The organism is Kitasatospora sp. NPDC036934 (assembly GCF_055608425.1).
Genome location: NZ_JBVJQR010000002.1, coordinates 437,223 through 460,703 on the forward strand (window position 1 = coordinate 437,223; position 23,481 = coordinate 460,703).

General features: G+C 73.7%; 25 protein-coding genes. 12 read left to right on the top strand and 13 right to left on the bottom strand.

Annotated elements, in window-relative coordinates:
- Positions 1-21: 21 nt before the first annotated feature.
- Positions 22-777 (bottom strand): YcnI family copper-binding membrane protein, encoded by a 756-nt coding sequence (locus ACZ7BZ_RS04740; RefSeq protein WP_470357095.1) that lies wholly within the window; start codon positions 775-777, stop codon positions 22-24.
- A 199-nt stretch (positions 778-976) separates the two neighbouring features.
- Complete coding sequence (locus ACZ7BZ_RS04745) at positions 977-1,792, bottom strand: hypothetical protein (protein WP_470357096.1); 816 nt, start codon at positions 1,790-1,792, stop codon at positions 977-979.
- A 229-nt stretch (positions 1,793-2,021) separates the two neighbouring features.
- Here ACZ7BZ_RS04745 and ACZ7BZ_RS04750 point away from each other — a divergent pair, with 229 nt between their 5' ends.
- The gene (locus ACZ7BZ_RS04750; RefSeq protein ID WP_380452618.1) at positions 2,022-2,648 is read left to right on the top strand and encodes an ATP-binding protein; all 627 of its coding nucleotides are present in this window, start codon (positions 2,022-2,024) and stop codon (positions 2,646-2,648) included.
- Positions 2,649-2,716: 68 nt separating this feature from the next.
- Here the strand turns inward: ACZ7BZ_RS04750 and ACZ7BZ_RS04755 are convergent, their stop codons facing one another.
- Together ACZ7BZ_RS04755 and ACZ7BZ_RS04760 are read right to left on the bottom strand one after the other, a co-directional pair.
- On the bottom strand, positions 2,717-3,433 hold the full coding sequence (locus ACZ7BZ_RS04755; protein WP_470357097.1) for an LPXTG cell wall anchor domain-containing protein: 717 nt from the start codon (positions 3,431-3,433) through the stop codon (positions 2,717-2,719).
- A gap of 99 nt (positions 3,434-3,532) precedes the next feature.
- A complete protein-coding gene (locus ACZ7BZ_RS04760) occupies positions 3,533-4,507 on the bottom strand; it encodes an LAETG motif-containing sortase-dependent surface protein (RefSeq protein ID WP_470357098.1) in 975 nt (324 codons plus the stop codon).
- Positions 4,508-4,755: 248 nt separating this feature from the next.
- Between ACZ7BZ_RS04760 and ACZ7BZ_RS04765 the strand changes: the two genes are divergently transcribed.
- Both ACZ7BZ_RS04765 and ACZ7BZ_RS04770 read left to right on the top strand, forming a co-directional pair.
- The gene (locus tag ACZ7BZ_RS04765; protein WP_470357099.1) at positions 4,756-4,974 is read left to right on the top strand and encodes a hypothetical protein; all 219 of its coding nucleotides are present in this window, start codon (positions 4,756-4,758) and stop codon (positions 4,972-4,974) included.
- A gap of 25 nt (positions 4,975-4,999) precedes the next feature.
- The gene (locus ACZ7BZ_RS04770; protein ID WP_470357100.1) at positions 5,000-6,316 is read left to right on the top strand and encodes an amidase; all 1,317 of its coding nucleotides are present in this window, start codon (positions 5,000-5,002) and stop codon (positions 6,314-6,316) included.
- A gap of 3 nt (positions 6,317-6,319) precedes the next feature.
- Here ACZ7BZ_RS04770 and ACZ7BZ_RS04775 read toward each other — a convergent pair whose 3' ends face one another.
- Positions 6,320-6,961 carry a TetR/AcrR family transcriptional regulator gene (locus ACZ7BZ_RS04775; protein ID WP_470357101.1) on the bottom strand — a complete coding sequence of 214 codons (642 nt, stop codon included), beginning with the start codon at positions 6,959-6,961 and terminating at the stop codon, positions 6,320-6,322.
- Positions 6,962-7,113: 152 nt separating this feature from the next.
- On the opposite strand from ACZ7BZ_RS04775, the gene ACZ7BZ_RS04780 reads away from it, so the two are divergent.
- Positions 7,114-7,980, top strand: coding sequence for an alpha/beta hydrolase (locus tag ACZ7BZ_RS04780; RefSeq protein ID WP_470357102.1), 867 nt, complete (start codon positions 7,114-7,116; stop codon positions 7,978-7,980).
- Entirely contained in the window at positions 7,977-8,585 is a 609-nt protein-coding gene (locus ACZ7BZ_RS04785) for a TIGR03086 family metal-binding protein (RefSeq protein WP_470357103.1), read from the top strand. Before ACZ7BZ_RS04780 ends, ACZ7BZ_RS04785 begins: the two co-directional genes overlap by 4 nt.
- On the opposite strand, the gene ACZ7BZ_RS04790 is transcribed toward ACZ7BZ_RS04785, so the two are convergent.
- Positions 8,582-8,704: a hypothetical protein gene (locus tag ACZ7BZ_RS04790; RefSeq protein WP_470357104.1), complete on the bottom strand. Its 123-nt coding sequence runs from the start codon at positions 8,702-8,704 to the stop codon at positions 8,582-8,584. The two genes, ACZ7BZ_RS04785 and ACZ7BZ_RS04790, sit on opposite strands and share 4 nt — an antisense overlap.
- Before the next feature lie 203 nt (positions 8,705-8,907).
- Between ACZ7BZ_RS04790 and ACZ7BZ_RS04795 the strand changes: the two genes are divergently transcribed.
- Positions 8,908-9,729, top strand: coding sequence for an integrase (locus tag ACZ7BZ_RS04795; RefSeq protein ID WP_465751160.1), 822 nt, complete (start codon positions 8,908-8,910; stop codon positions 9,727-9,729).
- Between the two features lie 41 nt (positions 9,730-9,770).
- Here ACZ7BZ_RS04795 and ACZ7BZ_RS04800 read toward each other — a convergent pair whose 3' ends face one another.
- From ACZ7BZ_RS04800 to ACZ7BZ_RS04810, 3 genes are all read right to left on the bottom strand, one after another.
- Positions 9,771-10,139 carry a hypothetical protein gene (locus tag ACZ7BZ_RS04800; protein WP_470357105.1) on the bottom strand — a complete coding sequence of 123 codons (369 nt, stop codon included), beginning with the start codon at positions 10,137-10,139 and terminating at the stop codon, positions 9,771-9,773.
- 190 nt (positions 10,140-10,329) lie between these two features.
- Positions 10,330-11,289, bottom strand: a complete 960-nt coding sequence (locus tag ACZ7BZ_RS04805; RefSeq protein ID WP_470357106.1) for a pirin family protein — start codon at positions 11,287-11,289, stop codon at positions 10,330-10,332.
- A gap of 126 nt (positions 11,290-11,415) precedes the next feature.
- Positions 11,416-11,919 (bottom strand): SseB family protein, encoded by a 504-nt coding sequence (locus ACZ7BZ_RS04810; protein WP_380408510.1) that lies wholly within the window; start codon positions 11,917-11,919, stop codon positions 11,416-11,418.
- A gap of 215 nt (positions 11,920-12,134) precedes the next feature.
- Here ACZ7BZ_RS04810 and ACZ7BZ_RS04815 point away from each other — a divergent pair, with 215 nt between their 5' ends.
- Both ACZ7BZ_RS04815 and ACZ7BZ_RS04820 read left to right on the top strand, forming a co-directional pair.
- The gene (locus tag ACZ7BZ_RS04815) at positions 12,135-13,964 is read left to right on the top strand and encodes an acyl-CoA dehydrogenase (protein WP_470357107.1); all 1,830 of its coding nucleotides are present in this window, start codon (positions 12,135-12,137) and stop codon (positions 13,962-13,964) included.
- A 269-nt stretch (positions 13,965-14,233) separates the two neighbouring features.
- Positions 14,234-15,547: a M18 family aminopeptidase gene (locus ACZ7BZ_RS04820; protein WP_470357108.1), complete on the top strand. Its 1,314-nt coding sequence runs from the start codon at positions 14,234-14,236 to the stop codon at positions 15,545-15,547.
- A 164-nt stretch (positions 15,548-15,711) separates the two neighbouring features.
- On the opposite strand, the gene ACZ7BZ_RS04825 is transcribed toward ACZ7BZ_RS04820, so the two are convergent.
- Together ACZ7BZ_RS04825 and ACZ7BZ_RS04830 are read right to left on the bottom strand one after the other, a co-directional pair.
- Positions 15,712-17,559 (bottom strand): NHL domain-containing thioredoxin family protein, encoded by a 1,848-nt coding sequence (locus ACZ7BZ_RS04825; protein ID WP_470357109.1) that lies wholly within the window; start codon positions 17,557-17,559, stop codon positions 15,712-15,714.
- A gap of 341 nt (positions 17,560-17,900) precedes the next feature.
- A complete protein-coding gene (locus ACZ7BZ_RS04830) occupies positions 17,901-18,407 on the bottom strand; it encodes a GNAT family N-acetyltransferase (RefSeq protein WP_470357110.1) in 507 nt (168 codons plus the stop codon).
- A 94-nt stretch (positions 18,408-18,501) separates the two neighbouring features.
- Here ACZ7BZ_RS04830 and ACZ7BZ_RS04835 point away from each other — a divergent pair, with 94 nt between their 5' ends.
- A complete protein-coding gene (locus tag ACZ7BZ_RS04835; protein ID WP_470357111.1) occupies positions 18,502-18,990 on the top strand; it encodes an LURP-one-related/scramblase family protein in 489 nt (162 codons plus the stop codon).
- Between the two features lie 10 nt (positions 18,991-19,000).
- Here ACZ7BZ_RS04835 and ACZ7BZ_RS04840 read toward each other — a convergent pair whose 3' ends face one another.
- Positions 19,001-19,333, bottom strand: coding sequence for a winged helix-turn-helix transcriptional regulator (locus ACZ7BZ_RS04840; RefSeq protein WP_470357112.1), 333 nt, complete (start codon positions 19,331-19,333; stop codon positions 19,001-19,003).
- A gap of 97 nt (positions 19,334-19,430) precedes the next feature.
- Here ACZ7BZ_RS04840 and ACZ7BZ_RS04845 point away from each other — a divergent pair, with 97 nt between their 5' ends.
- Together ACZ7BZ_RS04845 and ACZ7BZ_RS04850 are read left to right on the top strand one after the other, a co-directional pair.
- Complete coding sequence (locus tag ACZ7BZ_RS04845) at positions 19,431-20,321, top strand: NAD(P)-dependent oxidoreductase (protein ID WP_470357113.1); 891 nt, start codon at positions 19,431-19,433, stop codon at positions 20,319-20,321.
- A gap of 23 nt (positions 20,322-20,344) precedes the next feature.
- Positions 20,345-20,914, top strand: coding sequence for a GNAT family N-acetyltransferase (locus tag ACZ7BZ_RS04850; RefSeq protein WP_470357114.1), 570 nt, complete (start codon positions 20,345-20,347; stop codon positions 20,912-20,914).
- 67 nt (positions 20,915-20,981) lie between these two features.
- Here the strand turns inward: ACZ7BZ_RS04850 and ACZ7BZ_RS04855 are convergent, their stop codons facing one another.
- Positions 20,982-22,037 carry an aldo/keto reductase gene (locus ACZ7BZ_RS04855; RefSeq protein WP_470357115.1) on the bottom strand — a complete coding sequence of 352 codons (1,056 nt, stop codon included), beginning with the start codon at positions 22,035-22,037 and terminating at the stop codon, positions 20,982-20,984.
- Positions 22,038-22,460: 423 nt separating this feature from the next.
- Between ACZ7BZ_RS04855 and ACZ7BZ_RS04860 the strand changes: the two genes are divergently transcribed.
- Entirely contained in the window at positions 22,461-23,429 is a 969-nt protein-coding gene (locus tag ACZ7BZ_RS04860; RefSeq protein ID WP_470357116.1) for an NAD(P)/FAD-dependent oxidoreductase, read from the top strand.
- Positions 23,430-23,481 lie beyond the last annotated feature (52 nt).

The following is a 23,481-nucleotide window of genomic DNA, read 5'->3' on the forward strand; positions in this document are numbered from 1 at the left end:
ACGGCCCCGCCGGCGCGGGGGTCAGGAGGCGGAGCCGCTGTTCTTCCGGCGCAGGCCGAGCACGCCGACGGCGGTGCCGATCACGCCGACCACGATGCCGACCACGCCCAGGGTGCGGGCGGTGCTGTCGCTGGACTTGGTGTCGCCGGAGACGGCGGCGTGGTCCGAGCTGTCCCCGTGGGCGCCGGCGGCCGGGGAGGCGGAGGCGGTGACGCCGTGGCCGTCACCGGCAGCGGCCTTGGTGAGCTTCAGGGTCGGCGCCGGGTGGGCCGGCTCGGGCTGGCCGGCCTGGGCCTCGTCGATCCAGCGGACGACGTCGCCGTTGTCGTAGGTCTGCAGGGCCTTGAAGACCATGCTGTCGGCGTCGGTCGGCAGCGCGCCGAGCGACAGCCGGAACTCCTGGAACTGGCCGGGGGCGATCTTGGTGCCGGTGTCGGCGGTCCAGGTGATCTTGGAGGCGGCCTCGGTGACGTCGCTGCCGTGCACCTTGATCGGCTTGTCGAGCTTGGCCTTCTCGACGGTCGCCGTCCAACCCGGCATCGGCAGGGTCCGGACCGAGGCCAGCGGGTGGTCCATCGGCAGGTTGACCTCCACCTTCACCGTGCTCGCCGTGTCGCTCTCGTTCGGCACCTGGAAGTTGACCGTCGCGTAACCGCCCTGGGCGGCCGAGCCCGGGTTCACGGTGACGTGCGCGAAGGCCGGGCCGGCCAGCGCCACCACGGAGGCGGCGGCGGTCAGGGCGACGGCGGCGAGGCGGCGGGTGGGAAGGGAACGCATGATGGGGGTCTCCGATCGGAGCTCGGCGGCCGGCCGTCCCGGGCGACGGGGGAACCGTGCCTCGGCGGCGCCGCACGTGCGGACGTGGGTGGGGCAGAGCCAGGGGCCGCCGCCGTCGGAGGACGGGAACGACCCGGACACCGCGCACCTCACCGGGACCCGACCGGCACCCCACCACGGGGCGCACGGGACCACCGGATCAGTACGCGAGGACCCCGCACGGCGGACCGCGCCGCACCACGCTGTGCCGCAGCACCGCACCCGCGGAGAGCCGGCTCCCGCCGCCCCCCGCACCGAACCGGCGGACCGGACCGGCCGCGCCGAACAGACCGCGCAGCAGCGCGGCCACCAGCACCAGCGCCCACCGCAGCGGCGCCGCCCAGTGCTCCCGGGCCGCCGACGCGGCCACCCGCACCAGCCGCCACAGCGCCGCCTCGCCGCGCCGCAGCCACCAGCCCGCCACCAGCGCGGCGGCCAGGTGCCCGGCCAGCATCGACGGCGTCATCCCCAGCACGCCGCCCTGCCACCACGGCGCGGCGGCGTACGCGTGCGGATCCAGACCGGCGGAGGACACCAACTGCTCCGGCGAGGTGCCGCCCGGCAGCCCGGCCAGCGTGCCCGGCCGGGCCTCGTTGCAGATCAGCCGGCCGGCCGCCTGCGGCATGCTCATCGGGACGCCGTCGGGCATGCCGTGGCCGCCGAAACCGTGGAACAGGCAGTGCAGCCCCAGCTGCCCCGCGCCCAGCGCACCGGCGATGGCCGCCAGCGAACGCTCACGTCCGCCGCACGCCACCGCGAGCACCAGCACCGCGGCGAAGCCCGTCGCCAGCGCGACCGGCGGCACGTTCCCGCCACCCGCCAGCGCGTGCCCGGCGGCCGCTATCAGCGTGCAGACCACCGCGAACGGGACCGCCCGGGCAAGCCGCAGGTCCCAGGCGGCCCCCACCGGCGGAGCCGACTGGGCCCGCTCGAAGACAGGGGTGCCCTGGAAGGGGGCGGAGGGGAGGGCAGTCATGGCCGGGCCATCATCTCATCGCGCACACCGCCGACACGGGCAGGGGGGGAAATCCCTACGAATGCCCCGTTCGGCCGCGGCGTGCAGGACCACGAGCGCGCCCTTCGGCACAGACCCCGTCCCCAGTCCATCCGCCGAACGGGCGGTAGCCGCCCCCGGGCACGGTTCACCGCCGAATCGCCCGGAGATACCTAGTTGTATGTGGAGCCGCAGCCAGGAGGGACCTCCCGTGGACATCTGGTGGACTCTGCACCTCAAGCGCGACCCGGCCAGCGTTCCGCTGGCCCGGCGCATCCTGCTCGGTGCCATGGCGACCGCGGGCGTCGACCCGCAGATCGCCGACGACCTCGGCGTCGCGATCACCGAAGCCTGCGCCAACGCCGTCGAACACGGCGCCACCGGCCGGCCTGACGACGGCTTCCAGGTGACCGCCTCCATCAGCGGTGACCGGCTGCGGATCGAGGTCACCGACTCCGGCCCGGGCCTGCCCGCCCCCAGCGCCCCGCCCGCCCGCCGCCCGGCCCCCCACCCCGTCGGCAGCGCCCGCGCCCCCCGCCGCTCCCGCCGCGCCCGCGCCACCGTCCCGGCCCGCGTCCTCACCGCCCACCGCCCCCGCCGCGACGGCCACCCGTACGACACCCACGTCCTTCCCCACCGTGCCCCGGCCGCCACCCTGCGCCCGGTCGACCTGGACGCCCTCCCCGACCTCACCGCCGAATCCGGTCGCGGCCTCTTCCTCATCCACGCCCTCACCGACCACGTCCAGCTCCGCAACCACCCCCTCCGGGGGGCCATCGTGAGCTTCGACAAGATCCTCAAGTGGCAGGACGGCGCGCTGCTCCGCGTCGCGTCCTGACCGGGGCCGGGGGTCTTCCTCGTTGACGCCGGTCCGCCGGTCCGCCGGCCGGAGCGGGCCCGGGGTGGTCAGTCGGCGGTGGGGCGGCGGCGGGTGAGGAGGAGGAGGGCGGCGCCGAGGAGGAGGGTGGTGGTGCCGGCGACGGCGAGGGGGCGGGTGGCGGTGCCGGCGCCGGTGTCGGCGAGGTGGGCGGGGGTCGGGGTGCGGTCGGTGGGGGCGTGGTCGATGGGGGCGAGGGCACCCGTGTAGGTGGCGGTGAGCTGGGGGCAGGTGTACTTCTTCGCCGGGGCGGAGCCGCTCGGGAGGACCTCGGACTTGGCGGTGAAGGTGAGGCGGTGCTCGTCGTGCGGGGCTCCGGTGGCGGCGCGCACGGTGAGGGTGAGCCTCTGGCCCTGGGGGACCGGGTAGCCGCCGGTGTTGACCGGGGTGCCGGTGACGGTGAGGGGCCTCCAGGCGCCGGTCCCCGCGCGGACTTCGAGCGAGAGGCCGCCGGCCTCGGCGAGGGCGACGGTGGTGGCGAGCTGCTTGACCGTCGCGGTGCTGGTGTTGGTGAAGGTGACGGAGAGTTCGCCCGCGGTGTCGGTGGCGCCGGTGACCGGGATCGGGTCCTCGGTGGTGCCCTCCGGGCACTCGCCGGGGGCGGCGGAGGGCGCGGGGGCGGACGGCGCGGCCGTGGGGGCGGCCGACGGGGTGTCGGCGGCGTGGGCGGGGGCCATGGCGAGGGCGACCGGACCGGCGGTGAGCACGAGCAGGGTGCAGGCGGCGGGAAGGCGGGCGGGACGCATCGGCGGGCTCCAGCGGTGGGGTCGGGGTTCGCTCTCCGGGGGAAGACCACCGAGGGGCCCGAACGGTTGTCCGCGCCCCTCGGTTCATGTGGCGGAGGATCAGCTGTGGACGCCGGCCTTGCGGCGGCGCAGGACGAACAGGGTGCCGGCGCCGGCGGCCAGCACCGCCGCGCCGCCGAGGGCGATCGGCAGGGTGTTGGAGTCGGCACCGGTGTGCGCCAGTTCGGGACCGGCCGGGGTCGTGGTGGCACCGGGCGCGGTGGCGGCGGTGGCGGCGGGGGTGGCGGCGGCCGGGGCGGACGCGGAGGGCGTACCCGTGCCGGCGGGGGCCGGGGTGCCGGCGACGACCTTGAAGAGCTCGGGGATGCGGTAGCTCCCGCTGAAGCCGGTGCAGCTGCCCTCCGGCCCCTGGCGGACGCCCGGGACGTCCTTGCTGGGGAAGGACTCGGAGGCGCCGTCGAGCTGGGCGAAGTAGCCGGCGGCGAGCGCCTTGTCGGTGGCGGCGAGGCGCACCTGGAGGGTGAGCTTCTCGCCCTTGCCGAGCTTGAACGTGCCGAGGTCGGCGCGGATGTAGCTCATGTTGTTCTCGATGGCGCTCGGGCTGACGGGCTTCCAGTCGCCGCCGGGCAGCTTCACCTGGACGGTGAAGGCGTCCTTGCCCCAGGTGGGCTGGTTGGGCGCGCCCTCCTCGCCGATGTCGGTGACGAAGAAGTGGGTGCTGAGCTTCTTCAGGTCGACGGGGGTGTCGTTCTCGAAGGTCACACTCGCCTCCTGCGGGGCGCCGCCCTTGGTCAGGGTGACGCCGGACAGGCCGCTGCCGGTGACCTTGAGGTTCTCCAGGTGGTACCCGCCCGGGCAGGGGCCGCCGGGCGAGGGCATCGGCGGGGTCGGCAGGTTGGTCGGGAGGGTGGTCGGCAGGTGGGTCGGCGGGGTGGCGGGGCCGCCGGTGGGGGCGCTCGGTGCCGCGGTGGGGGTCACGGGGACACCGACGGCGCCGGCGGTGGCGGCGCCGACCGTGGTGCCGAGGGAGAGGGCGACCAGGGCCGCGGAGGCCAGGAGGCGGGAAGAGCGCACGATCGGGTGCTCCAGCTGTGAAGAGGGGAAGGCCGTGGTACGGCGACGGCGGCCGGGCGCGGGGCGCCGGGCGGGTCGCGATCGCGCACCCTATCGAGCCGCCGTGGCCGGATCCGGACGGGGGTGGCGGGGTTCGGACGGCGCCCGGTGGGTCTTGTGTCGTTTGTGTGCGGCGGACCGGGAGCGCCACGGCGGCCCCGGTTGCCGGGCGTGGGGGGCGGTCGGACGATGGGGGCATGATGCATCGGATGCGAGCCGAGTACGGGCCCGAGGGGGAGGCCGGCGGGGTGCGGCTGTGGCACATGGTCCGGGGCGTGCAGAGCGTGGCGATGTGCGGCCGGGAGCTCGGCTCCGGGGCGCCGGTGCGGGAGGCGGTGGACTGGGGGAAGACCCCGGAGCTGTGCTGCCACACCTGCGGGGCGTACTTCCTGCGCGAGGCGCCGTACCTGTCCGCCGAGCACCAGTGAGCGGCCGGCCGCTACCGTGGCCGGTATGGAGGAATCCCTGGTCCGGCCCCGGTCGCTGACCGTCGAGGCCGCCGCGCTGAGCTCCGGTGCGCCCGCTCTGCCCGAGTACGTCGACCGGTTCTGCGCGCTGGTCGAGCGGGTGGATCCGCTGCTCCGCGCCTTCGTGGCGGAGCCCGGGCGGCACGACCGACTGCAGGCACGGGCAAGGGAGTTGACCGCGCGGTACCCCGTTCCGGCCGGGCGGCCGCCGCTGTACGGGGTGGCGGTCGGGGTCAAGGACATCGTGCACGTGGACGGATTGCCCACGCACGCCGGGTCGGCCCTGCCGCCGGGGGTGCTGGCCGGCCCGCAGGCCGTGGTGGTGGACCGGTTGCTGGCGGCGGGGGCGCTGGTCGCGGGCAAGACGGTGACCGCCGAGTTCGCGGCGAGTGCCCCGGGCCCGACCCGCAATCCGCACCGCCCGGGGCACACCCCGGGTGGTTCCAGCAGCGGTTCGGCGGCGGCGGTCGCGGCCGGGCTGGTGCCGCTGGCGATCGGCACCCAGACGGTCGGGTCGGTGATCCGGCCGGCCGCGTACTGCGGGGTGGTGGGGTTCCGTCCGACGTACGGGCGGATCCCGGTCGCGGGGGTGATCCCGAACGCGCCGAGCTTCGACACCCTGGGGGTGTTCACCGCCGACCTGGCGGGCGCGGCGCTGGCCGCCCAGCTGCTCTGCGACGACTGGCGGCCGGTGCCCGAGTCGGCGGACCCGGCGCCGGTGGTCGGGGTGCCGGACGGCCCGTACCTGGAGCGGGCCGAACCGGCCGCGCGGCGGGTGTTCGAGGAACAGCTGGAGCGGCTGGCGCGGGCCGGGGTGACGGTGCGCCGGGTGCCGCTGTTCCCCGACTTCGCCGAGGTGACACGGCAGTTGCAGGCGGTCAACCGGTTCGAGCTGGCCCGCAGTCACGCCGACTGGTTCGCCCGGTTCGGCGGGCTGTACCGGCCGGAGACGGTGGCGGGCATCCGGGCCGGGCAGGGGGTCGCGGCGGAGGACCGGGTGGCCGCCCTGCGGTTCCGGGAGCGGTTGCGCGAGCGGGTGGCCGGGGCGGCCGCCGGGGCCGGGGTGGACCTCTGGCTGGCGCCGTCCGCGCCCGGCGGGGCGCCGGAGGGGCTGCACGGCACCGGGGACGCGGTGATGTCGCTGCCGTGGAGCTTCCTCGGCCTGCCCGCGCTGAGCCTGCCGGCCGGGCGGACCCCGGACGGGCTGCCGCTCGGGCTGCAACTGGTCGGCGCGGCGGGCGGGGACGAGCGGCTGCTGGTCCAAGCCGCCGTGCTGGAGGGGCTGTTGGCGAGGAAGGATTAGGGCCTAGGCGAGCGCCGGGTCGGCGGGGTCGGTGGCTTCGGCGCGCAGCAGGCGGAGCAGGAGGCGGCCGGCCCGCTGGTAGGGGACGTCCTCCTCGTGCAGCACGGCCTGGGAGTTGGCCGTCTCCAGCACCGCGATCAGGGCGAAGGCGAGGTCGCCGAGGTCGGTGTCGGGGCGAAGGGTGCCGGCCGTACGGGCTTCGGCGAGGGCGGCGACGACCGTGGTGTGCCACTCCCGGGCGCAGTCGGCCAGGGCGTCCCGGACGGGGCCGGGGCGGGCGTCGAACTCCGCGGTGACCTCGTAGAAGAAGCAGCCGCCGGGGAACACCCGGGCCCGGGAGTAGGCGAGCCAGCTCTCGCACAGTGCCCGGGCCTTGGCGAGGCCGGGCGGGGTGGCGGCGACCGGGGCGACGACGGCGTCGGCGAAGATCCGGCGGGCGGCGCGGACGGTGGCGAGCTGCAGCTCCTCCTTGGAGCCGAAGCCCGCGAAGACGCCGCTCTTGCTGAGCCCGAGGTCGGTGGCGAGGCGGCCGATGGACAGGGCGTCCAGGCCCTCGACGGAGGCGATCCCGACGGCGCGGCGCAGGACCGCCCGACGGGTCTCCTCGCCGCGCAGGACCCGTCCGTCCGTGGTCGGTCCGGCCATCGTGCGTCCTCGTTCCTTTCGCAGGGGTGTCGCCCAGGGTAGTGCGCCGCCCGCGGGCTGCTCCAAAAACTGCACGAACGGTCGTGCTAATATCTCGCCCCGAGCAAGGAGCACGAGAGCAAGGCCCAGGGAGCGACGAGCAGGGAGACCCGATGGACCCCGCCCAGGCACTGATCCGCACCGCCCTCAACCCGACCGCCCGGATCGCCCCCGGCGCGGCCGGCCGGGCGGCCTTCGAACTGTTCCGGCGCCCGCTGCGGCGCAGCCGGGTCCGGATCACCGAGCAGGAGGTCCACCGGCAGGCCGTCCGCGAACCGCTCGCCGTGCACGGCAAGCCCGTGGTCGGCTACCGCTGGGGCAGCGGCGAGCGGCCCGTCCTGCTGCTGCACGGCTGGCGCTCCCGGGCCTCCCGGTTCGCGCCCTTCGTCCCCCGGCTGCGCGCGCTCGGACTCAGCGTCGTCGCCTTCGACGCGCCCGGCCACGGCGACTCCGGCGGGCGCAGCACCAGCGTGCTGGAGTACCGCGAACTGGCCTCCCGGCTCCAGGAGCGGTACGGGCCGTTCGAGGCCGTGGTGGCCCACTCGCTGGGCGTGTGCGCGGCCTTCGGGGCGCTCGGCGACGGGCTGCGGGCGGGCCGGCTGGCGGCCGTCTCCGGGGTGTCCGAGGTCGGCTTCTTCCCCGGAGCCTTCTGCGCCCAACTCGGTCTGGACGCCGCCGTCGAGCGGGCGCTGCGGCAGCGGATCGAGCAGGACCTGTTCGCCGGGGACGCCGGGGTCTGGGAACGCTACGACGCGGCCGTCCGGGCGGCGTCGATCGACCTGCCCCTCCTGGTGGTGCACGACGAGGGCGACGGCGTGGTGCCGATCGCCCAGGCGCACCGGCTGGCGCGGGCGTACGGGGAGCAGCTCGACCTGGTGGTCACCCGGGGGCTCGGCCACCGCCGGATCATCGGGGAACCGGCCGTCGTTGACCAGGTGATCGGATTCATCTCTGCGGGACTGGGGGTAACTGCCGCATGAAACTCGTCGAACTGCACGCACGGGCCGTGGACTTGGCCGTCGAGGTGGTGGACACGGTACGGCCGGACCAGCTGGACCTTCCCACCCCGTGTGCCGGCTGGACGCTGCGCCGGCTGCTGGAGCACTGCGTCGGGCAGCACCAGGGCTTCACCGCGGCCGCCCGCGGCGCCGGGCCGGACCTCGCGCTGTTCGCGGACGCCCCGCTGAGCGCGGACCCGGCGGCGGACTTCCGCCGAACCGGCGCCGACCTCACCGCCGCCTTCCGGGAGGCGGCCGTCGGCGAGCGGGCGCTCTGGCTGCCGGAGATCCGGGACGGCGGGCCCTTCCCGCTCGCCCAGGCCGTCGGCTTCCACCTGGTGGACACGCTGGTGCACGGCTGGGACGTCGCGGCGGCGCTCGGCAGCACCGAGCGGCTGGTCACGGCGGTGGACGGGGACGATGCGCTTGCCGACGCGCTGCTGGCGGTCTCCGAGGCCGTCCCGGACACCCCGGAGGCCCGCGCGCCCGGCCGGGCCTTCCGCCCGGGGCTGGCACCCGGGGCCGGCGCCGGGCGGTTCGACCGGGCCCTGGCACTGCTGGGGCGCGACCCGGCCTGGAAGGCCTAAGCGGCGGGGTCGGGGCCGCGCTTCTCGTCCGGGAAGCGCGGCCCGCCGATCAGGAAGAACAGTGCGGCGGTCGGGAAGCCGAACCCGGCGGCGACCAGCACGATGAACTGCCAGAACATCTTCCGCTCCTCGTCAGTCCCGGGCCGTCGGGGCACCCGAAGGTGGCCCCAAACCCGACCGGCCCTGAATGGCCGAATTGTCCGGTCGTTATCCGACGGTATGGCCGAATCACCCCCGCTGCCACCGGGCGCCGGGCACCGGCCCGCGCCACACCGGCGCACGGGTCTGGGCGCAGGCCGGGAGTGGCGGCCACACTGTCGGGATGCAGCTACAGCTCGCAGGGGAAGCACGGCGGCCCGACCGCGAGAGCGAGGACTTCGCGGCGGCCTCGCCGGAGGCACTGGTCCTGCTGGACGGTGCGAGTTCGCCGGCCGGTCTGGAGTCCGGGTGCCGGCACGGAACCGCCTGGTACGTACGCCGGTTGGGCGTGCACCTGCTCGCCCGGCTCACCGACCGGGTGGACCGGTCGATCGCCGAGTGCCTGGCCGACGCCATCGTGGAGACGGCCGCGCTGCACGGCGGCCGCTGCGACCTCGGCCACGCCAACACGCCCGCGGCGATGGTGGTCGCGGCCCGGCGGCACGGAGAGTCGCTGGAGTACCTGGTGCTCGGCGACTCGCTGCTGGTGCTGGAGTTCAAGGACGGCCCGCCCCGGGTGATCGGCGACAACCAGCGCTTCCCCGGCGGGGAGGGGCTGCGCCGCCAGGTCTGGGCGACCGTCCCCGGCTCGGCCGAGCGGGCCGCGCTGCACCTGGAGTACGTGCTGGCGGTGCGCGCCGCCCGTAACCGGGGCGCCGGTCCGTGGATCGCCGCCGCCACCCCGCGGGCCGCCGAGCATGCCGAGACCGGCTTCGTCCGGCTGGACCGGCTGCACGCGCTGGCCGCCCTCACCGACGGCGCCTCGCGCTACACCGAGCGCTTCGGGCTGGGCAGTTGGGGCGATGTGCTGAGGCTGCTCGCCGAGTCGGGGCCGGGCGAGCTGATCGCCCAGGTCCGTGCGGTGGAGCGGGCGGACGCCGGCTGCGAGCGCTGGCCGCGCGGCAAGACCCATGACGACGCCTCCGCCGTCTACGCGTTGCTGTAGGCGGCGGAGGCGTCGTTCGGGCGTTCTCGGGGCCCGCCGGGTCAGCGGTTGTAGCCCCAGGCGAAGCTGGACGGGTCGCCGACCTTCTGGACCCACGGCCGCACGTAGCGGGACGTGTCGTCGCTGGTCGAGTACCCGCCGCCGGTGATCTGGCCGACCCAGCCCTGGTCGCTGGTGTACGCGCCGGCCTCGCAGCCCTGGGTGCCGTTGCTCCAGTTGGTCAGGTCGTACTCCACGTACCAGTGCGCGTTGTAGTAGAAGTGCACGTAGATCGAGCAGGTGCCCGTGGTGTCGTAGACGGTGTACGAGCCGGTGTCGATGGACGGTCGGGCCTGGGCCGCGGTGGCTCCGGTCAGGGCGATCAGCGGGGCTGCGGCGAGTACGGCGAGCTGCCGGACGGTACGGCGCATGGCTGGGGTCCTCCCGTTGTGGTCTCGACCAATCTGGCCAGTGGTTCAGACCAATCGCATTATCCCGACGCGCCTGGAGCTGGTGTCAATACCCTTGCGGCAAGGGGGAGATGGGGCTCCTGAGCACTTCCGGTACGGAGCATGTGAAAGGGCCCGGACCGTGTGGTCCGGGCCCTCGTGATGGAGCGTGTCAGCTGGCGTCGGTCGGGATGGTGCCGAGTCGGCCGGCCTGGAAGTCCTCCATGGCCTGCTGGAGTTCGCGGTGGCTGTTCATGACGAACGGGCCGTAGTGGGCGACGGGTTCGCGGATCGGGAGGCCGCCGAGGAGGACCACCTCGAAGTTGTTGTCGCGGGAGTCCTGCTTCTCGTCGGCGCGGATGGTGATCGAGTCGCCGTCGCCGAAGACGACGGCCTGGCCCCGGTGGAAGGGACGGTGCTCGGCGCCGGCCGAACCGTTGCCCGCGAGGCCGTAGGCGAGGGCGTTGAAGTCGGCGCGCCAGGGCAGGGTGACCTGGGCGCCGGGGCTGATCGACGCGTGGATCATGGTGATCGGGGTGAAGGTGGTGCCCGGGCCCTGGTGGCCGTCCAGCTCGCCGGAGATCACCCGGAGCAGCGCGCCGCCGTCCTCGGAGCCGAGCAGCTTGACGCTGCCGCCGCGGATGTCCTGGTACTTCGGGGTGATCATCTTGTCCGAGGCGGGCAGGTTCACCCAGAGCTGGAGGCCGTGGAAGAGGCCGCCGGACCGCACCAGGGACTCCGGCGGGGTCTCGATGTGCAGGAGGCCGGAGCCGGCGGTCATCCACTGGGTGTCGCCATCGGTGATGGTGCCGCCACCGCCGTGCGAGTCCCGGTGGATGAACGTTCCGTCAATGATGTAGGTGACCGTCTCGAAGCCGCGGTGCGGGTGCCAGGGGGTTCCCTTGGGCTCGCCGGCCGCGTAGTCCACCTCGCCCATCTGGTCCATCATGATGAACGGGTCGAGGTACTTCTGGTTGATCTTGGCGAAGGCGCGACGGACGGGGAAGCCCTCGCCCTCGTAGCCCTCGGGGGCGGTGGCGACGGTCAGCACCGGCCGCGCGTTCGCGACGGCCGGGTCCGGCGTGGTGACGCGCGGGAGGGTCAGCGGGTTGTCGACGGTCACGGCGGGCATGTCGGCCTCCTTCGAGGGGGGTTCTCTGGCCTACGTGGACGAGGTTAGTTCAATCATCAACAACAAGCAAGTTGAAAGTTGAACTATGTGGTGACGAAGGAGCGCGGGCTCCTCCTCCGGGGTGGGCTATCCGTACATCCGGCGCATGGTGAAGTCGACCATCTGCTCGACCGCCTTGGCGTCGAACACCATCCGGTGCTCGCCCTCCATGTCCAGCGCGAAGCCGTAGCCGGTCGGCAGCAGGTCCAGCACCTCGGCGCCGGTGACGGTGAAGTGCTTGGAATCCTTGCCGGCGTAGCGGCGCAGCTCCTTGAGCGAGCTGAACATCGGGATCACCGGCGTCGGGGTGTTGTGCAGCGCCAGGAAGCCGGGGCGCTCGCCGCGCGGGCAGTGCACCTTCGAGGTGATGAAGATGGCCTGGAAGTCCTCGACCGCCATCGAGCCCGTGGTGAAGGCCCGCACCGCGTCCGCCAGGGACGGCGGCGAGGGCTCCGGGTAGAGGGACTGCTGGGGGGCCTGCCCCTGTGCGCCGTACGCGTCCGGTCCGGGCATGCCGTTCATGCCCGGCTGCGGACCCGCCTGCTGCTGGTAGGGGTCACCCGGGTATGCGTTCTGGTCATATCCGTACACACGGACAGGCTAGCGGGAGCGCACCCGCCCGCGCTGGCGTCGATCCTGACAAGGAGTGGTCGCCCCGGCTTGTGGGACGTGACCACGTTCATAGCGGATTCACCGTCGGGGGCTTGCCCAAGTTACCGCTGGGTAGCATCATGATGCCTACTGGTGGGTACGGGACGCCCGAAACGCGGCGGTCTCCCGGAAGCGACGAACCGGAGAAAACGGCCATGGGTCACTACAAGTCCAACCTGCGGGACGTGGAGTTCAACCTCTTCGAGGTGTTCGGTCGCGACCAGGTGTACGGCACCGGCCCGTACGCGGACATGGACGTCGAGACCGCGAAGAACATCCTCAGCGAGATCGCCCGTCTCGCCGAGAACGACCTCGCCGCGTCCTTCGCCGACACCGACCGCAACCCGCCGGTCTTCGACCCGGAGACCAACACCGCGCCGATCCCGGCCACGTTCAAGAAGAGCTACCAGACCTTCATGGACGCCGAGTGGTGGCGCCTGGGCATCCCGGAGTCCATCGGCGGCCAGGTCACCCCGAACTCGCTGATCTGGGCCTTCGCCGAGCAGATCCTGGGCTCCAACCCCGCCATCTGGATGTACTCCTCCGGCCCGGCCTTCGCCGGCGTCATCGCCGAGGAGGGCACCGAGGAGCAGCTCGCGGTCGCCAAGCGGATGACCGACCGCCTGTGGGGCTCCACCATGGTCCTCACCGAGCCCGACGCGGGCTCCGACGTGGGCGCCGGCCGCACCAAGGCGATCCAGCAGGAGGACGGCTCCTGGCACATCGAGGGCGTCAAGCGCTTCATCACCTCGGGCGAGCACGACATGTCCGAGAACATCATCCACATGGTGCTGGCCCGCCCCGAGGGCGGTAAGCCGGGCACCAAGGGCCTGGGCCTGTTCATCGTCCCCAAGTTCGACTTCGACTGGGAGACCGGCGAGCTGGGCGAGCGCAACGGCGTCTACGCCACCAACGTCGAGCACAAGATGGGCCTCAAGGCCTCGAACACCTGCGAGATGACCTTCGGTGCCAAGCACCCGGCCAAGGGCTGGCTGCTCGGCGAGAAGGTCGACGGCATCCGCCAGATGTTCAAGATCATCGAGTTCGCCCGCATGATGGTCGGCACGAAGGCCATCGCCACCCTCTCCACCGGCTACCTGAACGCCCTGGAGTACGCCAAGGAGCGCGTGCAGGGCGCCGACATCTCGCAGTTCCTGGACAAGACCGCTCCGCGCGTCACCATCACCCACCACCCCGACGTGCGCCGCTCGCTGCTCACCCAGAAGGCCTACGCCGAGGGCATGCGCGCGCTGGTGCTGTTCACCGCGTCCGTCCAGGACGACATGACCGCCGCCGCGCTGCGCGGCGAGCGCGACGAGGCCGCCGAGCGCCTCAACGACCTGCTCCTGCCGATCGTCAAGGGCTACGGCTCGGAGAAGTCCTACGAGCAGCTCGCCCAGTCCCTGCAGACCTTCGGTGGCTCCGGCTACCTGCAGGAGTACCCGATCGAGCAGTACATCCGCGACGCCAAGATCGACACCCTGTACGAGGGCACCACGGCGATCCAGGGCCAGGACTTCTTCTTCCGCAAGATCGTCAAGGACGGCGGCCAGGCGCTCGCCGCGCTGTCCGAGCAGATCCAGAAGTTCCTCGCCTCCGCCGAGGGCGGCGACGCCCTGGCCGCCGAGCGCGAGCTGCTCGCCAAGGCCGCCGGCGACCTGGAGGCCATCGTCGGCAAGCTCATCGCCGACCTGACCTCGGTCGAGCAGGACGTCAAGAACATGTACAAGGTGGGCCTCAACACCACCCGCCTGCTGATGGTCTCCGGTGACGTCGTCGTCGGCTGGCTGCTGCTGCGCCAGGCCGCGGTGGCCCTGGCCAAGCTGGAGGCCGGCGCCTCCGAGAAGGACGTGCCGTTCTACCAGGGCAAGGTCGCGGCCGCCCGCTTCTTCGCCAAGAACGTCCTCCCGACCATCGCTCCGCAGCGGGCGATCGCCGAGGGCATCGACAACGAGATCATGGAGCTGGCGGAGGAGGCCTTCTAAGGCCGACGCCCCTTTCCGACCGACTGGCGAAACCCTCGCACCGAAGGGCCCGGCTGCCACCGGGCCCTTCGGTGTTCCCCCGTGGCGCGGGCGGTGTGCGGCAAAGGGGGGCGGGGGTGAAGAGGGTCGGTGAGGTGCGGGTTCAGGGGTTGTGTCGGTGTCCTGGAACCCGTGCGAGGTCACGAATGCCATGTCCGTGTACGGGCATATGCTCAAGGTGCGAAGCCGACCCCCATCCGGCTTCGGCCCTCCCTCGACCCTGGAGCAGTATGTCGACCGCCGCCCGCCGGGCATTCTTCGACCGGACGCACACCGACGATCTGATCGCGTTCCTCGGCACCTCGCCGTCCCCGTACCACGCGGTCGCGAGCGCCGCCGAGCGCCTGGAGAAGGCGGGGTTCCGTCAGGTCGCGGAGACGGACTCCTGGGACGCGGCGGCCGGCGGGCGCTACCTGATCCGCGGAGGTGCGCTGATCGCCTGGTACCTGCCGGAGGGGGCCGGGCCGGAGACCCCGTTCCGGATCGTCGGCACCCACACCGACTCGCCCAACCTGCGGGTGAAGCCGGTGCCGGACACCGGCTCGGCCGGGTGGCGGCAGGTCGCGGTGGAGATCTACGGCGGAGTGCCGCTGAACACCTGGCTCGACCGTGACCTGGGCCTGTCCGGCCGACTGGCGCTGAAGGACGGCACCGCGCAGCTCGTCCAGCTGGACGAGCCGCTGCTGCGGGTGCCCCAGCTCGCCATCCACCTGGACCGCCAGGTCAACGACGGCATGAAGCTCGACCGGCAGCGGCACCTCACCCCGATCTGGGGTCTCGGGCCGGTCGACGAGGGCTCGCTGATCGCCTACGTCGCCGAGCGGGCCGGGCTGGCCGCCGAGGATGTGGCCGGCTGGGACCTCATGACCCACGACGTCCAGCCCGCCTCCTACCTGGGCCGAGACCGCGAGCTGCTGGCCGGCCCGCGCCTGGACAACCTGCTGTCGGTGCACGCGGCCACCGCCGCGCTGGCCGCCGTGGCCGTCGCCGCCGCTGAGGGCGGGGTCGCGCTGCCGTACATCCCGGTGCTGGCCGCCTTCGACCACGAGGAGACCGGCAGCGAGTCCGACACCGGCGCGCAGAGCCCGCTGCTGGGCAACGTGCTGGACCGGACGGTCCACGCCCGCGGCGGCACCCCGGAGGACCGCGCCCGGGCGCTGGCCGGCACCGTCTGCCTCTCCTCGGACATGGGCCACGCCGTCCACCCGAACTACTCCGAGCGGCACGAGCCGGGCCACCACCCGCTGCCGAACGGCGGGCCGATCCTCAAGGTCAACGTCAACAACCGCTACGCGACCGACGGCGTCGGCCGGGCGGTCTTCGCGGCCGCCTGCGAGAAGGCAGGCGTGCCGTGGCAGAGCTTCGTGTCCAACAACGCGATGCCCTGCGGGACGACGATCGGCCCGATCACGGCGGCGCGGCTGGGCATCAAGACGGTGGACTGCGGCATCGCGGCGCTGTCCATGCACTCGGCGCGCGAGCTGTGCGGGGCCGAGGACCCGTACCTGCTGGCGAGCGCGATCAAGGCCTTCCTGGAGGGCTGAGCGGGACTGAGCCGGTGCGACGGAGGGGGCCCGCCGGTTCTTCGGCGGGCCCCCTCCGTGGTGCCCTTCAGGAGCTGCTCTTCACGAGGAGCTGCTCTTCACGAGGAGCTGCTCTTCACGAGGAGCCGCTCCTTCAGGAGGAGTTGCTCTTCAGGAGTTGCCGGCTACTCCATGCCCGCCAGGACCAGCGGGAGGCGGCGGACACCGTCGGCGACCAACTTCACCGGCACGCCCCAGTCCTGCTGGTGCACGTGGCAGGCCGGGTACTCGATCTCCGGGTCGTCGTCGCAGGAGGCGGCCATCGCCGAGACGTGCAGCACGCCCTCGGTGACCTCGTCCGAGAGCACCAGCTCGCGGGAGAGGTCGGTGTCCGCGCCCGCGCCGGAGACCAGCAGCTCGGGCGGGGTCGCGCTGACCAGCAGCCGGGTGGACGGGCCGTAGCGCTCGTCCAGCTTCTGGCCGCTCGGCGCCTCGAAGACCACGTCCAGCCGGAGGGTGCCCGGGGCGACCTCGGTGGCCGCGCGCTGGGTGCGGTGCGCCACCGACTCGACCCGCACCGCCTCCTCGGGCAGCCGCAGCCTGGTCAGCCGGTGCCGGGCCGACTCGACCACCACGATGTCGCCGTCCACCAGCACCGCCCCGGAGGGTTCGCGCAGGTCGGTGGCCAGGGTGGTGACCTCGCCGCTCGCCGGGTCGAAGCGGCGCAGCGCGTGGTTGTAGGTGTCGGCGACGGCCACCGAGCCGTCCGGCAGCACGGTCACGCCCAGCGGGTGCTGGAACAGCGCCTGGTCGGCGGCGCCGTCGCGGTGGCCGAAGTCGAACAGGCCGGTGCCGACGGCGGTGCTGACCGTTTTGGCGCCCGTTGTGGTGCCCGTTTGGGTGCCGTCCGTTTCACGTGAAACGAAGCGCAGGGCGGAGGTCTCCGAGTCGGCGACCCAGAGCTTCCCGCCGTCCGCCGAGACGGCCAGACCGGACGGCTGGGCGAACCAGGCCTCGGCCACCGGGCCGTCCACCAAGCCCTCGTTGGTGGTGCCGGCCGCGACGCCGACCGTGCCGTCCGCCGGGTCGTACGCCCACAGCTGGTGCACGCCGGCCATCGCGATCCACACCCGGCCGTCGAACCAGGCGACGTCCCACGGCGAGGAGAGGTCCACTTCGCGGGCCGGGCCCTCGGTGGGCGAGCCCTGCCACCACTGACGGCCGGTGCCGGCCAGGGTGGTGACACTGCCGTCGGCCAGCCGCACGCCGCGCAGCGCGTGGTTCACGGTGTCGGCGACGATCACGTCGTGGTCGCTGCCCTCGGGGAGCAGGGTGAGGCCCTGGGGCTCGCTGAACCGCGGGCTGGTGCCGTCCACCAGGCCGCGCTGCCCGTCACCGATCCGGCGCAGCACCGTCTCGCCGTCCTCGGCCAGCTCGACCAGGCTGTGGTGGCCGGAGTCGGCGACCAGGAAGTGGCCGTTCGGCAGCCGGACCGCCTTGCCGGGGAACTTGAGGTCGTCGGTGCTCGGCTCGGGCGCCACGTACGGGCCGTCGCCGCGGCGCAGGGTGCCCTTGGCCTCGTGCTCGGCCTCCAGCTCGGCCACCAGCCGGGCGATCGCGTGGGCGTGGCCCTCGCCGGCGTGCTGGGCCACCACGTAGCCCTCCGGGTCGATCACCACGAGGGTCGGCCAGGCGCGGACGGCGTACTGCTTCCAGGTCGCCAGCGCGGGGTCGTCCAGCACCGGGTGGTGCACCTCGTAGCGGGCGACGGCGTCGACGACGGCCTGGTGGTCGGCCTCGTGCACGAACTTCGGCGAGTGCACCCCGACGATCACCACGGTGTCGCGGTGCTGCTCCTCGAGCTCGCGGAGCTCGTCGAGGACGTGCAGACAGTTGATGCAGCAGAAGGTCCAGAAGTCCAGGATGGTGATCTTGCCCCGGAAGTCGGCGAGGGTGAGGTCCTTGCCGCCGGTGTTGAGCCAATCGCCTGCGCCGAGGAGTTCGGGGGCGCGTACGCGTGCACGAGATGCCATGGGGTTATCCAACCTCATGAGGGGCGGGGGTGTTCCGGGGGTGGGGGCCGCTGCGCGGGGCTGTTGTTGTGTGGGGGGCTTTCGGGAGGGTGGGTGGTTCCGGGGGTGGTTCCGGGGGCGGTTCCGGGGGTGGGTGCTCCGGGGGCTGGGTGATTTTCGGACCGCCGACCCTCATCGCGCGGGGTGCTCGTCGTTGGCGGTCTGAAAATCACCCGTCACGCCCCTCTCCGCGCCCACCCCCTCCACCGCCCCCTCCCGCAGCGCGTCCCTCTCGCCTGGTCGGGGGAGGGGGAGGTGGGGGTGGGCGTGGGTGGGGGTGCTCGGGGTGCTGGGGTGGGTGCCTACGGGTGGGGGAGATCGGTCTGCCAGCGGGTTTCGCCGTCCTGGGTGTGGGGGGTGGGGCGCAGGCCGAGGGTGCGGGCGATGTGGGCGGAGGCGTGGTGGGCGGGGTGGATGTGGGCGGTGGCGGTGGTGATGCCGGAGGCGGTGAGGTGGGTGAGGAGGGCGCGGGCGGCCTCGGTGGCCAGGCCGCGGCCCTGCCAGGGGGTGCCGACCACCCAGGCGAGTTCGGCTTCGGCGGCCGCGGGGTGGACGGTGGCTTGGACGTAGCCGGTCAGGGTGGCGTCGGCGCGCAGGCGCAGGACCCAGTTGGCCCAGACCTCGGCCGGGTCGGGGGAGCCGGCGGCGAGTCGGGCGCAGCGGGCGCGCTGTTCCTCGGGGGTGGCGGGGCGGCCGCCGGTGAAGGTGTGCAGGGCGGGGTCGGCGAGGGCGGCGGCGAGGTCGTCGGCGTGGTCGGGGGTGAGGGGGAGGAGGTCGAGGCGCTCGGTGTGCAGCGGGGTGATCAGCATGGCGGTATTGAAACGGGGTGGCGCGGCGGTGCTTGGTGGTGGGTGGGGGCTCGGGTCGAATGGGTGGTTCGAGTCGGGTTCGGAGGAGGCTGTGGTGCGATACCTGGTCAGGGAGAAGCTGTTCGCGGTCGGCGACGACTACTGGATCGAGGACGATCGGGGGCACAAGGCCTACCTGGTGGACGGCAAGGTGCTGCGGCTTCGGCACACCTTCGAGCTGAAGGACGCCCACGGGCGGGTGGTCGCGGTGGTGAAGGAGAAGATGCTCACCGTCCGCGACGCGATGAGGATCGAGGACGCCGACGGCGAGGTGGTGGCGACCGTACGGGAGAAGCTGTTCACCCCGTTCCGGGACAAGTACCTGGTGGAGCTGGCCGGCGGTGGTGAGCTGCGGATCCACGGCGACCTGATCGACAAGGACTACCGGATCGAGAACCACCAGGGGGACCAGCTCGCCCGGATCTCCCGCAAGTGGTTCCGGGTCCGGGACACCTACGGGGTGGAGGTCGCGGACGGGGCGGACACCGGGCTGCTGCTCGCGATCGCGGCCGGCGTGGACCACCTGGCGGAGGAGGAGCACTGAGGCATCGGTGTCACCGGTTCAGGACGTGGCTCCGGCCCCAGGCGCCCAGCGGGGCCAGGGCCGCGTTCAGGTGCCGCCCCGATTCGGTCAGCGCGTACTCGACCCGGGGCGGCACCTCCTGGTGGGCCTCCCGGTGCACGATGCCGTCCGCCTCCAGCTCGCGCAGGTGGGCGGCCAGGACCTTCTCGGTGATGCCCGGCACCAGCCGGCGCAGTTCGCCGAAGCGGCAGTGCGGGCGCTCGCCGAGGGCCCACAGGATCAGCACCTTCCACTTGCCGCCGATCACGTCCATCGCGGCGTCGATTCCGCAGACGTGCGCCCCCGGCCTCGGCACGGTCGCCATGCCCCACCCCTTCCGACCTCGTCGCTCACCCCAGGGTAACCACCCACTCCGAAGTGCGTACTTGATCGTGGGTGGGGGTTGGTCGACGCTGATCGGCATGGCACAGAAGGAAGTTGAGAATCAGTCGAAGTTCCCCGTCGCCCTGCTCGGCCTCGGGGCGATGGGCACCGCACTGGCCCGCGCCTGGCTCGCCGCCGGGCACCCGCTCACCGTCTGGAACCGCACCGGCGTCCGCGCCGAACCGCTGGCCGCCGAGGGCGCCGCGGTGGCGGCCACCGCGGCCGAGGCCGTCGCCGCCGGGCGGCTGGTGGTGGTCTGCCTGCTCGGCGACGAGTCGGTCGAAGAGGCGCTGGGCGTTGTGGAATTGGCGGGGAAGGACGTGGTGAACCTGGTCACCGGCACCCCGGGGCAGGCGCGGGCCCGCGCGGTCTGGGCGGAGGCGCGCGGGGCCCGCTACCTGGGCGGCGGGATCATGGCGGTGCCGCCGATGATCGGGGTTCCGGGGGCCGGGGCGTACGTCTTCTACAGCGGCTCGGGGGAGTTGTTCGAGGAGCACCGGGAGGTGCTGGGCGTCCCGGCGGGGGCCCGGTACGTCGGTGCGGACGCCGGGCACGCCGCACTGCACGACGTGGCGCTGCTCAGTGCGATGTACGGGATGTTCGCCGGGATCGCCCACGCGTTCGCGCTGGTGCGCGGGTCGGGGGTGGCGCCGGGCGAGCTGGCTCCGCTGCTGGGGAGTTGGCTCACCGCGATGGCCGGGTCGGTGGCGGGGACGGCGGAGCGGTTGGAGAGCGGGGACTACACCACCGGGGTGGCCTCCAGCCTGGCGATGCAGGTCGCGGGGAAGGGCACGCTGCTGCGCACCGCCGAGGAACAGGGCGTGAGCGCCGAACTGCTGTCCCCGTACTTCCGGTTGATGGAGCACCGGCTGGCTCTCGGCAGTGGCGCCGAGGACCTCACCGGCGTGGTCGACCTGCTGCGGCGGTGAGGGCCTGCCGGTAACGTACCGGCATGGCTGACCTTGAAGAACGCGCCAAAGTCGTCGCGTCCGGCCCACCGTGGAGCGGGGTGGGGGTGGGCGTCCGTCGGCGCCGCGCCGCCGACCTCGCCGACTGTGTACGGGCCCTGGGCGACGTCCACGCCACCGACGGCTACCCAGCCGAGTGGCCCGAGCGGCCGGCCGACTGGCTCACCCCGGACGGCCTGCTGGCCGCCTGGGTCGCCGAGGCGGACGGCCGGATCGCCGGCCACGTCGGGCTGGTCCGCAGCGGACCCGGGGACATGGCCCCCGGACTGTGGAGCCTGCGCACCGGCGGCAGACCGGAACTCACCGCCGTGATCGGCCGGTTGTACGTGGCCCCGGCGGCCCGCGGCCGGGACGCCGGCGCCCGGCTGCTGGCCCACGCCGTGGTGCACGCCCGGACGCTCGGGCTGCACCCGGTGCTCGACGTGCTCGCCACCGACACCGCCGCCCTGGGCCTCTACCGCCGCCTCGGCTGGACCCTGCTCGGCAGCGGCGAACAGTGCTGGGCCTCCGGCCGTACGGTCCTGGTGCACTGCTTCGCCGCGCCGAGGGTGTGAGTTCGGTGCCGGGCCCTGGGGCGTGTCCTCGAACTCCCGCCTGCGGGACGGCGACACGCCCGAGGCCTTAGGCGGCCGGGCGGTCGGGGGTGGGGCGGCGGCGGAGGGCGGGGGTGGTGAGGGACGGGGGCTGCCAGGCGCCGTCGGCCCGGTAGAGGTCGGTGCCGGGCGGGACGACGGCGTCGATCCGGTCCAGGGTGGCGTCGTCCAGGACCAGGTCGGCGGCCTTGAGGGCGGACTCGAGCTGGTCCATGGTGCGGGGGCCGATGATCACCGAGGTGACGGCGGGGTGGGCCAGCGGGAAGGCGGTGGCCAGTTCGGGCAGGGTGCGGCCGAGGCCGTCGGCGAGTTCGGTGAAGGCCTCGACCGCGTCCAGCTTGGCGGCCGTGGTGGGCAGCGCCGGGTCGAAGCGGCCCGGGTTGATGGCGGGGCGGCCGGTGCTGAGGTCGACCGGGCGGCCCTTGCGGTAGCGGCCGGTGAGGAAGCCGCCGGCCAGCGGGCCCCAGGTCAGGGCGCCCATGCCGAGCCGCTGAACGACCGGCAGGACGTCCCGTTCGATGCCGCGGGCGAGCAGCGAGTAGGGCGGCTGTTCGGTGCGGAAGCGGGGCAGGGCACGGCGCTCGGCGACGTGGTGGGCGTCCACGATCTGCTCGGCGGGGAAGGTCGAGCAGCCGAAGGAGAGGATCTTGCCGGCCCGGACGAGGTCGCCCAGGGCGGCGAGGGTCTCCTCGATGTCGGTGGTGTGGTCCGGCCGGTGGATCTGGTAGAGGTCGATCCGGTCGGTGCGCAGCCGGCGCAGGCTCTCCTCGACCTCGCGGACGATCCAGCGCCGGGAGTTGCCGCCGCGGCCCCGGCCCTCGCCCATCGGGAAGTGCGCCTTGGTGGCCAGCACGATGTCGTCCCGGTCGCCGCGGGCGGCCAGGGTCTTGCCGACGATCTCCTCGGACTCGCCGGCCGAGTAGACGTCGGCGGTGTCGACGAAGTTGATGCCCCGGTCGAGCGCGGTGTTGATGATCCGGGCGCAGTCGTCGTGGTCGGGGTTGCCGATGGCGCCGAACATCATCGTGCCGAGGCAGTAGGCGCTGACCTCGATGCCGGTGCCGCCGAGGGCGCGGTAGCGCATGGGGGTCCTTTGGTCGGTGAGTCGGTGGGTCGGGGGAGATGCTAGGAGTTGGAGTGCGCTCCAGGGCAAGGAGTTCCGGGGATCTCCCTGGCGGGGAACGGGATGGCCGCCCCGGCAGCTTCGCGGGGATCAGCGGCGAGCAGACGTACGCCGCCTATGTGCACGACGGCTCCGCTACCTGTCGCTGTGCCCGCTCGGGGTGGTCGGCGTCCGGCAGGGCGAACCGGCCACGCCCGGGCAGGTGTTGCGGGTGGCCTGGGTCGGGGCCGGGGCCTTCGCCGGGGTGCGGGGTGGCGCGGGTGGGGGCCGACCGCCGGTACTGGCGGTGGACCGGGAGCGGAACGGAAGGTGTTTGCTGAGACGGCAACAAGGCTTGCCGGAATCGGGTGGTCGGTCGCAGCCTGGCGGTGGAGGTGAGCGACGATGAGCGAGAAGAGTACGGCGGAGCGCTACGACGCGGTCGTGGTCGGAGCCGGTGCGGCGGGACTGAACGCCGCCCTCGTGCTGGGCCGGGCCCGGCGGCGGGTCGCGGTGGTCGACGCGGGTGAACCGCGCAACGCCCCCGCGGCCCACCTGCAGGGCTTCCTGAGCCGGGACGGCATGCCGCCGGCCGCGCTGCTGGCGGTCGGGCGGGAGGAGGTCACCCGGTACGGGGCGGACCTGATCGACGGACGGGTCGAGCACGTCGAGGACGCCGGACCGGCCGAAGCCGGCTTCGTCGTCCACCTGGCGGGCGGGCCGGTGCTGCGCGCGCGCCGGCTGGTCGTCGCCACCGGGCTGCGGGACGAACTGCCGGACCTGCCCGGCCTCGCCGGACGCTGGGGCCGGGACGTGCTGCACTGCCCGTACTGCCACGGCTGGGAGGTCCGCGACCGGCCGCTCGGGGTGCTCGGCACCTCCCCGGCGGCGGTCGACCAGGCGCTGCTGCTGCGGCAGTGGTCGGCCGACGTGGTGCTGCTCGCCCACACCCTGGAGCCGACCGTCACCGAGCGGGAGCGGCTCGCGGCGCGCGGCGTACGGGTGGTCGAGGGCCGGATCGTCCGGCTGGTCGCCGATGACGGAGGGCTGCGCGGCGTCGAACTGGACGGCGGGCGGGTGGTCGACCGGGAGGCGGCGTTCGTCGTCCCGCGGCCGGTGCCCCGGGATGCGCTGCTCGCCGGCCTGGGCTGCGCCCGGGACGACGACGGCTGGGTCACCACGGACCGGACCGGCCGCACCAGCGTGCCCGGCGTCTGGGCGGTCGGCAACGTCGCCGACCCGCGCGCCCAGGTGGTCGTCGCCGCCGGGACGGGCGCGGCCGCCGCCTTCGCCCTCGACCACGACCTGCTGGACGAGGAGATCGGCCGGGCGGTCGCGCTCGGCCGCGCGGCCGGCCGGGCGCCGGCCGTCTGAGCGGGCAGGCTGCCATTGACCCGGCACCATCCACCACCGATCCACCATCTGA